Genomic DNA, 12157 nt, shown 5'->3' on the forward strand with positions numbered 1-12157 from the left:
GTTGGATGCTGGGAGTCATCGGCGGTAGCGGTTTCTACACGTTCTTCGGGGACGATGCGCGCACCGTCAGCGTCGACACGCCCTACGGCGCGCCGAGTGCGCCGATCACCATCGGGGCCGTCGGCGGGCACGAGGTGGCGTTCCTGCCGCGGCACGGGCTGAAGCACGAGTACTCGCCGCACACGGTGCCCTACCGGGCCAACATGTGGGCGCTGCGCAAGCTCGGGGTGCGGCGGATTTTCGCCCCGTGTGCCGTCGGCAGCCTGACCGCCGACCTCGGCCCCGGTGCCGTGGTCGTGCCGGATCAACTGGTGGACCGCACCCGCGGCCGCGAGGACACCTACTTCGACGCCGGCGGCATCCACGTCGGCTTCGCCGATCCGTACTGTCCGACGCTGCGCGCCGTGGCGGCCGAGCAACCGGGCGTCATCGACGGCGGCACCATGGTGGTCATCCAGGGGCCGCGCTTCTCCACCCGCGCCGAGAGCCAGTGGTTCGCGACCCAGGGGTTCACGTTGGTGAACATGACCGGCTACCCCGAGGCGGTGCTGGCCCGTGAACTCGAAATATGTTATGCGGCAATCGCTTTGGTGACCGATCTGGACGCGGGCATCGAGGCCGGGGCCGGCGTCACCACTGTCGACGTGTTCGCGGAGTTCGAGCGGAACATCCCGATGTTCAAGGCGCTGGTGCAACAGGCCCTTTCGACCGTCCCCGCCGACCGGACCTGCACCCACTGCCTGGCCCATGCCGGGGTGACGCTGCCGTTTGAACTGCCCTGATCGGACCAGCTCTTGACACCCGTCAAGTCGGGGTGGCAAAACTGACGGGGTGACTTCCCGCATCTGCGAACAGCTCGGCATCGACTTCCCGCTCTTCGCCTTCAGTCATTGCCGCGACGTGGTCGCCGCGGTCACCAACGCCGGCGGTTTCGGTGTGCTCGGCGCGACGGCGTACACGCCCGAGCAGCTCGACCGGGAACTTGCCTGGATCGACGACCACGTCGGCGGCCGGCCCTACGGCGCGGACATCATCGTGCCGGCGAAATTCGAGGGCAAGGGCGAGAATCTGTCCGACGGCCAGCTGGCCGACCGAATCCCTTCGGAATACCGGGAATTCGTCACCCAGCTGCTCATCGACCACGGCATCGAGCCCGAGGAACGCGTCCGCACCGGCGGCTCGGTGCTGTCCGGCAACACCGGGCATGACCTGCTCGACGTGGCGTTGAGTCATCCCATCAAACTGATCGCCAACGCCCTTGGGGTACCGCCGGATTACATGATCGAGGCCGGCCGCGAGCGGGGGATTCCGGTCGCCGCGCTCGTCGGCGCCAAGGAGCACGCGATCAAGCAGGTGGCGGCCGGGGTGGACGTCATCGTCGCGCAGGGCACCGAGGCCGGCGGGCACTGCGGCGAGGTGTCGACGCTCGTCGTCGTGCCGGAAGTGATTGAGGCCATTGATGATTCGGTTCCGGTGCTGGCGGCGGGCGGCATCGTCACCGGCCGGCAGATGGCCGCGGCGGTCGCGCTGGGCGCGGCCGGGGCCTGGACCGGTTCGGTGTGGCTGACCACCGAGGAGGCCGAGACCGCGCCGGCCACCAAGCAGAAGATGCTGGCCGCCACGTCGCGGGACACCGTGCGGTCTGCGGGTCGTACCGGAAAGCCTGCGCGTCAACTCGTTTCGGACTGGACGGATGCCTGGGCACCGAATGCCGGTGGCCGCAAGCCGCTTCCGTTGCCGCTGCAGAACATGCTGAGCGAACCGGTGATCCGGCGCATCGACAGGCTGGCCGAGCAGGGGCATCCGGGCGCCCAGCAGCTGGCGACCTACTTCGTCGGCCAGGGCGTCGGCCTGATGAACAAGGTCAAGCCCGCCCGCGAGGTCGTCCGCGAGTTCATCGAGGACTATCTCGCCGCCACGGACCGCCTGAACCGCTCGTTGCCCTAGGGGCTGGGGCGCGGCGACGGCCATTGGTGGGGAAATTAGTCGCCCGCACAAGACGTGGCCGACAGTGCCTGGGTTCAATCGTGATGGCGATCTACCGTTGGAGATTGACCCCAGGGACCTCCGGCGTCCTGAGAACGTCCCTGCTTTCAATGAGGACGACTGTCAGTGCCCGTGATTGAAGTGACGTACTTCCGGGCAGCCTACCGATGTGCGATCAGGGCGTGGAGCGGACGTGTGGGCTCTCTCCGCGGCACTTGCGATCTGAAACTGTCAGCATCGGCTGACAATGTCGCGTTTCGCGACAGCTCCGGATCGACGGTGCCGCACAGAGCGGTTCTCCGCGGCTACGGCTCGATGGCGCGGCGGCCTTCCTTGAGCTGACGACGCTCGTCGGCGGCGTCGATGATCGTGGTGTCGGCACCGCTGAGCGCGGTGTGGTGGTCGACGCCCCGCAGCGGTGTGGTCGGTGCGAACGTCGCGTTCATCTGCGGTGCGGCCCACTGGGGTTCGACGCGCGGATGCACGCCCTGACTCGGCCCCGGCGCCGGCCCCTGGTCCGCGGCGCGTGGACCCGACGACTGCTCGTGCTCGTTCTCGGTCACCGTCGTCCGGGACGTCCGGCGCAGCGTGAAGGTGATCTCCTCGAACTCCTCGATGACCTTCTGCGCCGAGCGCAGCTGCTGCACCGAGGTGTCGATGACGCGGTCCACCACCGGTGCCACGGGAGCCACCAGCGGACGCAGCAGGCGGGCCGCCACCTTGGTGAGGTCGGGCAGCTGCGGCAGCGTCAGGCCACCGGCGGGCTGCGACGTCGCGGGCACCGGCAGGTTCTCGGCGGGTTTGTCGCCGACCGGGACGAGTTCGGCCGTGGCGATCGGTTCGGCCGGCGCGCCGGCGGGTTCGGGCTCCGGTGCGGGCGGCGCGGCGCTCAATGAACGGCGTTGCGGGTCCGGGAATGCCATGAGTTCGTCCCAGTCCGAGTACATGGGCTGCGGCTGCGCATCTGTGGGCCGCAGCACCTCGGCCGTCGGACCCGCGAGCGCGGGCTGTGCCGGCTCACCGGTCAGGGCCTCGGCGACCCGCTGGCGGTGGTATTCGCGGTTGATCTCGGCGTCGGTTTCCAGGGCCAGGCGCATGGCGGCCAGCTGGTGTTCGGCCTTCAGGATCTCGGCTTCGGCCCGCACCTCGGCCTGCTTGACGGCGATGGCGGTCTCGGCGCGCAGCTCGGCCCGCAGCCGGGACTCGTCGTGGCGCTCGCGCAGGGTCCGGTCCTGCCGGGCGTGCAGCAGCATCGGCAGCAGGTACAGCAGGACGCAGACGCCGATCACGGCGATGCGCGCCACCAGAGCGGCGGGCGTCTCGACGGTGTAGCCGTTCATCGCGACCCACCGGGCGCCGAAGCCGCGGTCCGCGCCGGCGCCGGCCGCGTCGCGCGCGGCCGTGACGGCGTGCTCGGCACCGGCGATCCGCGCGTCGAGGCTCGGGGCCTGCTCGTTGCGCGTCGCCAGCGCGGCATCGAGCTCACGCTGGTCGTGTTCGAGGATGTCCTGGGTGTTCTGGGTGATCTGACCGTCACCGGGCACCCCGGTGACCGGCTGCTGGGCGCAGGCCGGCGTCGGGTGGTACTCGCAGCGGGCCACGACCTGGGCATCGTCACGGCGCTGGCGGGCGGAGTCGACGGCCGCGTCCAGTGTGCCGCGGTTGGCGCGCAGCGCATTCAGCTGACCCTGCGCAGCGGCCACCGCCGGCGTGCTCGCGGCGCGGGCCGCGGCCTCGGCGTCCATGCGCTGGGTGATGGCATTGCTGAACAGGGTCATCGCGGCCAGTTCCCCGACCAGGAGGCCGATCGCAACGGCCAGGGCCACCCGGCCGGCAGTGCCGCGGGCGCTGGCGACGGTGCTGCGGATGGCCACGACCACCAGCGCACCGAAAATCAGGGTCACGGGCAGCACGACGGCCAGTGGCAGACCGGTGGACGGGGTCGCGACGGCGGCGGCGACGAGCCAGGCCAGCACGCCTCCCGACCAGGTCAGGGCGGTCACCGCAGGGTGGTTGTCAGGCTGTCTGTGGGCAGGCATGGAAACTCCAACTCTTCCGGTCCGCGTTCCAGGGTCCCAGAGAGCCGGGCCCGCCACCGAATCAAGCGCCGGTGCTGTGACCGGCATCACGGGCCGATCAGGGCTTTTTCTGGTACCGCAGCGTCAATGCCCGCCGGTCCAGCTTGCCGATCCCGCGGCGGGGGAGTTCGGCCACCACGTGCACCTCACGTGGCGCGGCGGTGGCGGCCAGCGTGGTGCTGACGTGTTCCCGCAGGTCAGCGACGGTGGGGGCGGCCGCGCCCGGCTGGAGAACGACGGCGACGGCCACCCGCTGGCCCAGCCGGTCATCGGGTACGCCGAACACCGCGCATTCGGCGATGGCCGGATGGCCGGCCAGCGCCGACTCGACGAGCGCGGGCAGCACTTTCAGCCCACCCGTCGCGATGGCGTCGTCGACCCGGCCCAGCACCCGCAGGACGCCCGAATCATCCACGGCGCCAATGTCATCGGTGACGAACCAGCCGTCCACGAACGGCGACGGGTCGACGGGATTGCGGTAACCCGAGGCCAGTGTGGGGCCGCCCAGGGCGACGCGGCCGGTGTCGTCGACCCGCAGCCGGACGCCGGCCAGCGGTGTTCCGTCATAGACGCAGCCGCCGCAGGTTTCGCTCATCCCGTAGGTGCGGACCACGGAAATGCCTGCGGCCGCGGCCTTTTCGCCGAGGCCCGCGGGCATGGGGCCACCTCCGATCAGGACAGCGTCCAGTTCGGCGAGGGCCGCGGTCGCGGCGGCATCGGCCAGGATCTTGGCCAGCTGCACCGAAACCAGGGACGTGTAACGCCGTCCCGGGCCCAAAGCGCTGACGGCGGAAGGTAATTCGCTGACGTCGAAACCCGGGTCCAGGGCGACGGGCGTGGTCCCGGCCCGCAGGCTCCGCACCAGCACCTGCACGCCGGCTACGTGGTAGGCGGGCAGCGCCAGCAGCCAGCGGCCCGGGCCGCCGAGCCGGTCGTGCGTGGCGTCGGCGCTGGCGTGCAACGCGGAGGCGGAAAGCAAGGCGCCCTTGGGGATTCCGGTGGAACCAGACGTCGAGACCACCAGTGCCACGTCGTCGTCGACGGGCTCGCCGCTGCGCAACGTCTCGGTGAGCAGTGCGGCCTGACGGTCGTCGTCGGCCGGTACCGGCAACAGTGCGCCGGCGCCGTCGAGGGCGCGCGCCAACTCGGGCATGAGGGCGAGGGCCGCCGCGCCGGACCCGACGGCGACCGGACGTAGAACGCCTATGGCGTGCCTCCGTCGGCAGGCCCGCCGTCGGCCGGATCGCGGGGGTCGTCGAGTGGCCAGCCCTTGGCCGCCAACCGCGCTCGCACGCGCTCGACGTCCTCGGCGCGGGGCAGCTCGTCGGTGATGCGGGTGATCAGGACGCCGATGTCGATGTGGTCGAATTCGCCGCGGTTCATCAAACCGCGCGCGACCGACTTCACCTCGTCGTTGGTCAGGCGCCGGGACAGCAGGGCGAGGAGCGGCACCCGGTCGGTGGCGGGGATGCCGTCGGGATACCCGGCTTGCAGCCACGCCACGATCTTGGTGAGAAACGAGTTCATGGCGTCACCTCCTGATCTCGGGAAGAGGGGCGGCCCAGCTGTGCGCTGCGTGCCCCGAAATTGCGCACCGAATCCTATGCCCATGCTGTGACGTGGGCATATCGCCACCGTAGCCCCCGGCGCCGCGCGCAGCACTTTGCCAGACTAATTAGACGAAGCTAACAGGTGAACACTCCATGAACACCTCTGCGAGAGTCGAAAACACCCAGGTCGCGGTCAAGATCGGGGACTTCTGTAACTGGTCAAAAACGCTGCCGTTACACCAGAATGAGCGCCATGAGCGCAGAGTTGGTCATCCTGGTGCTGTTGATCGCAACAGCACTGGCTTTTGACTTCACGAATGGATTTCACGATACCGGTAATGCCATGGCGACCTCGATCGCCACAGGCGCGCTGAAGCCCAAGACCGCCGTGCTGCTGGCCGGCGTCCTCAACTTGGTCGGCGCGTTCCTGTCAGTCGAGGTCGCCGTCACCGTCACCACCTCGGTGCTGAAGATTCAGGACAGTAAGTCCGGGCACCTGCTGAAGTCCATCGACGCGTCGACCGGACTCACCATCATCTTCGCCGGCCTCATCGGCGGCATCCTGTGGAACCTCCTCACCTGGCTGTTCGGCATCCCTTCCAGCTCGTCGCACGCGCTCTTCGGCGGACTGATCGGGGCCGGCCTGGCCGCGCTCGGCACCGCCGGCATCAACTGGACCGGTGTCATCCAGAAGGTCCTGATCCCGGCCGTCGCCGCGCCGTTCATCGCGGGCCTCGTCGCCGCTGTCGGCACCTGGCTGGTGTACCGGATCACGCGCAACGTCATCAAGAAGCGCCGCGAGGAAGGCTTCCGCTGGGGCCAGATCGCCACCGCGTCGCTCGTCGCGCTGTCGCACGGCACCAACGACGCGCAGAAGACCATGGGCGTCATCGCGCTGGCCCTCATCACCACCGGCCACCTGACCGGCGACGTGAAGAAGGACGGCCTGCCGTTCTGGATCATCGCCTCCTGCGCCCTGGCCATCGGCCTGGGCACCTACATCGGCGGCTGGCGCGTCATCCGTACCCTGGGCAAGGGCCTCGTCGAGATCGAGTCCCCGCAGGGCCTGGCCGCCGAGGCCTCGTCGGCCGCGATCATCCTGAGCTCCAGCGCCGCCGGTATGGCGCTGTCGACCACCCACGTCGCCACCGGTTCGATCCTGGGCAGCGGCGTCGGCAAGCCGGGCGCCTCGGTCCGCTGGGCCGTCGCCGGCCGCATGGCCATGGCCTGGCTGATCACGCTGCCGGCCGCCGCTCTGGTCGGTGCCCTGTCGTACTGGCTGTCCTACGGCCTGAAGTCCGCCACCGGTTCCGCGCTGGTCGGCGACGGCACGATCTTCGTCATCCTGGTCGCGCTGTCGGGCTTCATGTACTGGCGTGCGCAGCAGCAGAAGGTCGACCACAACAACGTCAACGCCGATTGGGACGCGTCGACCAACTCCGTGGTGCCCGCCGATGTCCGTGAGGCTGCCGCCAAGTCGCCCGAATCCGCCGGCGTCTGATTCCCCGAGAACCAAGCAGAAGGACTCACAGATGAATTACGTGGAAGCCATCCTCAAGGTCCTCGTCGTGGGCCTGGTCCTCGGTGCCGGACTCCCCGCGGTGTTCGCGGGCGGCCTGGTCGCCTACTCCAACGGCGCCGGCGGCGAGCACTCCGACGGGACGGTCGCGGCCCCCAACCCGATCCTCAAGTTCCTGGGTCTCGCGCTGTTCGTGCTGGTCGGAGCGGTGGTCCTGCTCGCGATCCTGTGGATCACCCGGTCCACGATCATCCACCACACCGGCGTCGACCTGTTCCCCTTTCTGAAGAAGTGAGCTGACGGACAATGACTGAATCCAACGGATTGTTCGAGAATGTCCTGCGCTGGCTGCGGGCGGGATACCCCGACGGCGTGCCGCCCAAGGACTACTACCCGGTGCTGGCGCTGCTGAAGCGGTCGCTCACGGAGGACGAGGTCGTCGAGGCGGCGCGGTCCATCCTGCGCACCAACGACGGTGAGAGCCCGGTCACCGAGGCCGAGATTCAAGCCGCGATCGCAGCCGTCACCAACCAGGAGCCCAGCGCAGACGACATCCACCAGGTGTCCGCGCGGCTGGCCTCGGTCGGCTGGCCGCTGGCGACGCCGGCGCGCTGACGCGCTACAGATTCACCACCCGCGACACCCGGAGTGCTAACTCCGGGTGTCGCGTCGTAGGGGGTGGGTGTCGGGCACCTGGACGAAGATCAGGGTGACCTGATCGGGATCGGTGACGTGCATCTCGTGCAGGCCCCACGGTTCCTGTTGTGCGGCACGGGCAATCGGCACCCCGCGGGACTCCAGTTCGGCCTGGGTCTGATAGACGTCCCGCACCTGCAGCCACAGCGCGCCAGGGAACGGGACCGTCGGGCCGTCGTCGGCACGGCCGTGGCCCGCGAGCTCAATGAGCGACTGCCCGGCGTAAAACACTGTGCCGGCGCCGTATTCGCGTGCGATGGCCAGGCCGACGGCGTCGCGGTAGAAGGCCACGGACTTCGCGTAGTCGACGGGCCGGATCAGGATGCGGCTGGCCAGGATCTCCATCGCGTCACCCGGCCGGTTGTGCGCGTCGACGTTTCATCATCTGGTCGACCAAGCCGGGGACGAAACTGTTGAGCGCGTGCGACGTCACCGCGATCCGGGGCGCGATCCGCACCGGGCGGGTCTTGGCCGCGGTGATCATCCAGTCGGCGGCTTCGTCGGCCGACAGGCCGGGCACCCCGTCGAAGGCGCGGGTCGGCGCGATCATCGGCGTCTTCACCAGCGGGTAGAACAGCGTCGACGAGTGCACTCCGCTTGCGCCCCACTCGGTTTCGATGACACGGCTCACCGCCGTCAGGGCCGACTTGGAGGCGTTGTACACCGCGAACAGTGGCGACGACTCGTTCATCACACCCCACGTGGACACGTTGATGATGTGCCCGTCGCCGCGCGCGAGCATGCCGGGGGCGAAGCCGCGGACCAGGCGCAGCGGCGAGTAGTAGTTCAGCGTCATGGTGCGTTCGACGTCGTGCCAGCGGTCCAGGGACTCGGCCAGCGGGCGGCGGATCGACCGGCCGGCGTTGTTGATCAGGATGTCCACGCCGCCCAGCTCGGCTTCCACGTCGGTGACCAGCTTGTCGATGGCATCCATGTCGGACAGGTCGCACGGCCGCGCGATGGCGTCGCCGCCGCTGTGGGTGATCCGCGCGGCCACCTTGTCCAGCAGGTCGGCCCGGCGGGCGACGATGACGACCGTCGCGCCGAGGCGCGCGAACTTGGCGGCGGCCGCCTCCCCGATGCCCGACGACGCCCCCGTCAGCACGATGCGTTTCCCGGCCAGGTCCACCTCGCCGTGGCCCGACAACCGTTCGATCAGGGGCGGTCGCATGCCGGCGAGCAGCAGGCTCTCGCTGACGCGCCGTAGTGGACTCTTGCTCACCCCCTGAGCTTAGGGCCGGGCCGTCAGCTCGTTCCGGTGACAGGCCAGACGTCGGTGTACACGAGTTCGTCGAGCGGGCGCGCCGTCGTCCAGCCCACGATCTCGAGTTCGGGGCGGTCCGGGAACTCCGGCACCGGGCCGACGCACAGCACCGCGATCGGATCCGCCCCGTCGGGCATCCTCAGCAGTGCGGCCAGTTCCGTCGGCTCGAACAGCGAAACCCAGCCCAGCCCAAGGCCTTCCGCGCGGGCCGCCAGCCACATGTTCTGGATGGCGCAGGACACCGACGCCAGGTCCATGTGCGGCATGGTGCGCCGGCCGAAGATGTGGCGCTCCCGATCGTCACCGAGCGCCACCACGAACAGCTCCGCGCAGTCACCGATGCCCTCGACCTTGAGTGCCAGGAACTCGGCTTCGCGCGGTCCGAGGGCCTCGCCCGTCTGGATCCGCTCGGCGTCGACGAGCTCCTTGATCGCGGTCCGCGTGGCCGGGTCGGTGATGCGCAGGAAGCGCCACGGCTGCATCAGCCCGACGCTCGGCGCCATGTGCGCGGCCTCCAGGATGCGGCGCAGAACATCTTCGGGCACTTGGGAATTCGGTGTGAAGTGCCGCATGTCCCGGCGCTCGGACATGACGCGGTAGACGGCTGCGCGTTCGGCGTCGGAGTAACTCGGCTCGCTCACCCCGGGAGGCTAACAGGGGTCAGCGGGATCCGATCACGTCGGAGTGCCGCCGGTGGGACCGGCGGGACGGGCGCGCTGCCGGCGTGGTTCGGTTGGGGAAGGCGAACCACGCCGCCAGCGCCACGTTGTAGCCGGTGAGGATCGTGTAGAGCACGGAGTCGCGCGCGTCGAAACCCAGCGGTCCCGGGCTGTGGCTCGAGGTGGCCGCGATGCACACCACCGTCACGATGAACCAGCCGACGGCCGCGATGCGGTTGAACAGTGCCGCGCTGCGGCCGAAAGCGGCGAAGACGGTCAGCACGCCGACCACGAGCAGCAGCGAGCAGTGCAGCGGCGTCACCCGCAGCCACATGATCGGTGCCCCGGCGGCGCCGAAATGCGGGTTCGCCATGGACCAGGCCAGGCCGGTGCCGCCGAAGACGCCCAGGGCGAAGCCCTGGGCCCCCAGCGCCCAGCGGCCGATCCGCGCCTGTGCCCCGACGTTCACGTGCCCAGTGTGACGCGAGGCATCCCGCATCGACACGCGCCCAAGCGGATACACAGCGCACTCATGAAAAGCGCACAGCGTCCCGTCGTCCGCCCGACCGACAGGACGCCGGCGGAACTCAGAAGTAGCGCGGGAACTCGCTCCAGTCGGGGTCGCGCTTCTGCAGGAAGGCGTCGCGGCCCTCGACGGCTTCGTCGGTCATGTAGGCCAGGCGGGTGGCCTCGCCGGCGAAGATCTGCTGCCCCACCAGACCGTCGTCGATCAGGTTGAACGAGAACTTCAGCATCCGGATGGCCTGCGGCGACTTGCCGTTGATCTCGGCAGCCCATTGCAGCGCAACGGTTTCCAGGTCCTTGTGGTCGACGACCTCGTTGACGGCGCCCATCTTGTGCATGGTCTCGGCGTCGTAGGCGCGGCCCAGGAAGAAGATTTCGCGGGCGAACTTCTGCCCGGCCTGGCGGGCCAGGTACGCCGAGCCGTAGCCGCCGTCGAAGCTGCCGACGTCGGCGTCGGTCTGCTTGAACCGGGCATGTTCGCGGCTGGCCAGGGTCAAGTCGCAGACCACGTGCAGGCTGTGGCCGCCGCCGGCCGCCCAGCCGTTCACCAGGCAGATCACGGGCTTCGGCATGAACCGGATCAGCCGCTGCACCTCGAGGATGTGCAGCCGTCCGGCGCGCGCGGGGTCGACGGTCTCGGCGGTCTCGCCGGACGCGTACTGGTAACCGCTGCGGCCGCGGATGCGCTGGTCGCCACCCGAGCAGAAGGCCCAGCCGCCGTCCTTGGGCGACGGTCCGTTGCCGGTCAGCAGGATGACGCCGACGTCAGGGCTCATCCGGGCGTGGTCGAGGGCGCGGTACAGCTCGTCGACGGTGTGCGGCCGGAAGGCGTTGCGGACCTCGGGCCGGTCGAAGGCGATCCGGACCGTCGGCTGCGGCTCACCGTCGCGCACGTGACGGTGGTAGGTGATGTCGGTGAGTTCACCGAGTTCGGTCACCGGCTGCCAGAGCTGCGGGTCAAACGGATTGTCTGCGTTCACGCCTCGACCTTAGAGCCGACTGTGTTTGGTCCGCGCCACCCAGGGGTACTAGATCGACACAAACAGCGGCCGTTCGCGGCCCGAATACAGGGAGGTCCTTGATGAAGCGGTCAGCAGGCGTGGTGGTGTCGGGTGTCATTGCCGGACTGATGCTGGTCGGATGCTCGCCGGCCGTGCAGGGTGGCGACACCAAGTGCAAGGACTTCGTCGGTGCCGACGAGAAGACGCAGAACGAGGCGGTCAACAAGATGATCAAGGACCGCAAGGGCGCCGATCCGTCGTCGCTGGAGGTGTCGGGGACGCGCGCGTCGGCGCTGGCGTGGTGCCAGACGGTCGGCCAGCAGGACGCCCCGATCAAGAACGCGCCGCACATCTAGACGGCTGCCCGAGCGTGGGGGTTGACGAGAATTTCTCGTCAACCCCCACACTCGTCTCTAGACGGGGTCGAACCGGAACACCGCGCAGCGGCCGGCGAGCGCTTCGAATTCGTCGGGGTTGGGTCCGGTCACCAGGCCGGCGTTCTTCATGAAGCCGACGCCCGTCGGCACCAGGATGGGGAACTGCCGCAACAGCGGTCGGGCCTCTTCGGCGGGTACCTCGAACAGCCGGACCTCTTCACGGTGCCGGCCCTGCGTGACGGTGGCGGTCGCCGCGGCGCGCGCGTTGCGCACCCAGTCGGCATTGGGGAACCCGCCCACCACGTAGCGCGCGCCGTCGACCTCGAACGGGGTGATGGGCGTCGACCGCGGTTCACCGGACTTGCGGCCGGGCACGGTCAGCACCACGGGACCCTTGATCGGGACCACCCGCATGACCGCCATCATCACCTTGTTCATGGGCTTGAGCCACCACGGTGGCTTGAGATTCGCGTCGCTGTCCCGGGTCATGATTCGAGGCTAG

At 69.3% G+C, this 12157-nt stretch carries 15 protein-coding genes; 6 read left to right on the top strand and 9 right to left on the bottom strand.

What is annotated here, in order from left to right; translation table 11 throughout:
* Positions 1–5: 5 nt before the first annotated feature.
* Both G6N46_RS23295 and G6N46_RS23300 read left to right on the top strand, forming a co-directional pair.
* Positions 6–782, top strand: coding sequence for an S-methyl-5'-thioadenosine phosphorylase (locus tag G6N46_RS23295; protein WP_138250573.1), 777 nt, complete (start codon positions 6–8; stop codon positions 780–782).
* A gap of 49 nt (positions 783–831) precedes the next feature.
* Positions 832–1947: an NAD(P)H-dependent flavin oxidoreductase gene (locus G6N46_RS23300; RefSeq protein WP_138250572.1), complete on the top strand. Its 1116-nt coding sequence runs from the start codon at positions 832–834 to the stop codon at positions 1945–1947.
* Between the two features lie 344 nt (positions 1948–2291).
* Here the strand turns inward: G6N46_RS23300 and G6N46_RS23305 are convergent, their stop codons facing one another.
* From G6N46_RS23305 to G6N46_RS23315, 3 genes are all read right to left on the bottom strand, one after another.
* Positions 2292–4025: a DUF4407 domain-containing protein gene (locus G6N46_RS23305; protein ID WP_170215074.1), complete on the bottom strand. Its 1734-nt coding sequence runs from the start codon at positions 4023–4025 to the stop codon at positions 2292–2294.
* A gap of 97 nt (positions 4026–4122) precedes the next feature.
* A complete protein-coding gene (menE, locus tag G6N46_RS23310; protein ID WP_206666789.1) occupies positions 4123–5217 on the bottom strand; it encodes an o-succinylbenzoate--CoA ligase in 1095 nt (364 codons plus the stop codon).
* 50 nt (positions 5218–5267) lie between these two features.
* The gene (locus G6N46_RS23315) at positions 5268–5591 is read right to left on the bottom strand and encodes a DUF3349 domain-containing protein (RefSeq protein WP_064861220.1); all 324 of its coding nucleotides are present in this window, start codon (positions 5589–5591) and stop codon (positions 5268–5270) included.
* A 276-nt stretch (positions 5592–5867) separates the two neighbouring features.
* On the opposite strand from G6N46_RS23315, the gene G6N46_RS23320 reads away from it, so the two are divergent.
* The 3 genes from G6N46_RS23320 to G6N46_RS23330 are packed head-to-tail and all read left to right on the top strand — an operon-like array spanning position 5868 to position 7748.
* Entirely contained in the window at positions 5868–7115 is a 1248-nt protein-coding gene (locus tag G6N46_RS23320) for an inorganic phosphate transporter (protein ID WP_135356137.1), read from the top strand.
* Between the two features lie 31 nt (positions 7116–7146).
* Complete coding sequence (locus tag G6N46_RS23325; RefSeq protein ID WP_064861222.1) at positions 7147–7428, top strand: hypothetical protein; 282 nt, start codon at positions 7147–7149, stop codon at positions 7426–7428.
* Between the two features lie 11 nt (positions 7429–7439).
* Positions 7440–7748 (top strand): DUF3349 domain-containing protein, encoded by a 309-nt coding sequence (locus G6N46_RS23330; protein WP_135356138.1) that lies wholly within the window; start codon positions 7440–7442, stop codon positions 7746–7748.
* Positions 7749–7784: 36 nt separating this feature from the next.
* Here the strand turns inward: G6N46_RS23330 and G6N46_RS23335 are convergent, their stop codons facing one another.
* The 5 genes from G6N46_RS23335 to G6N46_RS23355 form a co-directional block, all read right to left on the bottom strand.
* Entirely contained in the window at positions 7785–8174 is a 390-nt protein-coding gene (locus G6N46_RS23335; RefSeq protein ID WP_133425404.1) for a VOC family protein, read from the bottom strand.
* Between the two features lie 4 nt (positions 8175–8178).
* The gene (locus tag G6N46_RS23340; protein WP_133425403.1) at positions 8179–9051 is read right to left on the bottom strand and encodes an SDR family oxidoreductase; all 873 of its coding nucleotides are present in this window, start codon (positions 9049–9051) and stop codon (positions 8179–8181) included.
* Between the two features lie 23 nt (positions 9052–9074).
* The gene (bluB, locus tag G6N46_RS23345; protein ID WP_138250570.1) at positions 9075–9734 is read right to left on the bottom strand and encodes a 5,6-dimethylbenzimidazole synthase; all 660 of its coding nucleotides are present in this window, start codon (positions 9732–9734) and stop codon (positions 9075–9077) included.
* A gap of 19 nt (positions 9735–9753) precedes the next feature.
* Positions 9754–10221 (bottom strand): hypothetical protein, encoded by a 468-nt coding sequence (locus G6N46_RS23350; protein ID WP_064858447.1) that lies wholly within the window; start codon positions 10219–10221, stop codon positions 9754–9756.
* A gap of 118 nt (positions 10222–10339) precedes the next feature.
* Positions 10340–11257: a 1,4-dihydroxy-2-naphthoyl-CoA synthase gene (locus tag G6N46_RS23355; RefSeq protein ID WP_064858448.1), complete on the bottom strand. Its 918-nt coding sequence runs from the start codon at positions 11255–11257 to the stop codon at positions 10340–10342.
* A 101-nt stretch (positions 11258–11358) separates the two neighbouring features.
* On the opposite strand from G6N46_RS23355, the gene G6N46_RS23360 reads away from it, so the two are divergent.
* Positions 11359–11634 carry a hypothetical protein gene (locus G6N46_RS23360; protein WP_061004016.1) on the top strand — a complete coding sequence of 92 codons (276 nt, stop codon included), beginning with the start codon at positions 11359–11361 and terminating at the stop codon, positions 11632–11634.
* Between the two features lie 57 nt (positions 11635–11691).
* Here G6N46_RS23360 and G6N46_RS23365 read toward each other — a convergent pair whose 3' ends face one another.
* Positions 11692–12144, bottom strand: coding sequence for a nitroreductase family deazaflavin-dependent oxidoreductase (locus G6N46_RS23365; RefSeq protein WP_064858449.1), 453 nt, complete (start codon positions 12142–12144; stop codon positions 11692–11694).
* Positions 12145–12157: the final 13 nt, after the last annotated feature.

Origin of the sequence: Mycolicibacterium phocaicum (assembly GCF_010731115.1) — a bacterium.
GTDB lineage: Bacteria > Actinomycetota > Actinomycetes > Mycobacteriales > Mycobacteriaceae > Mycobacterium > Mycobacterium phocaicum.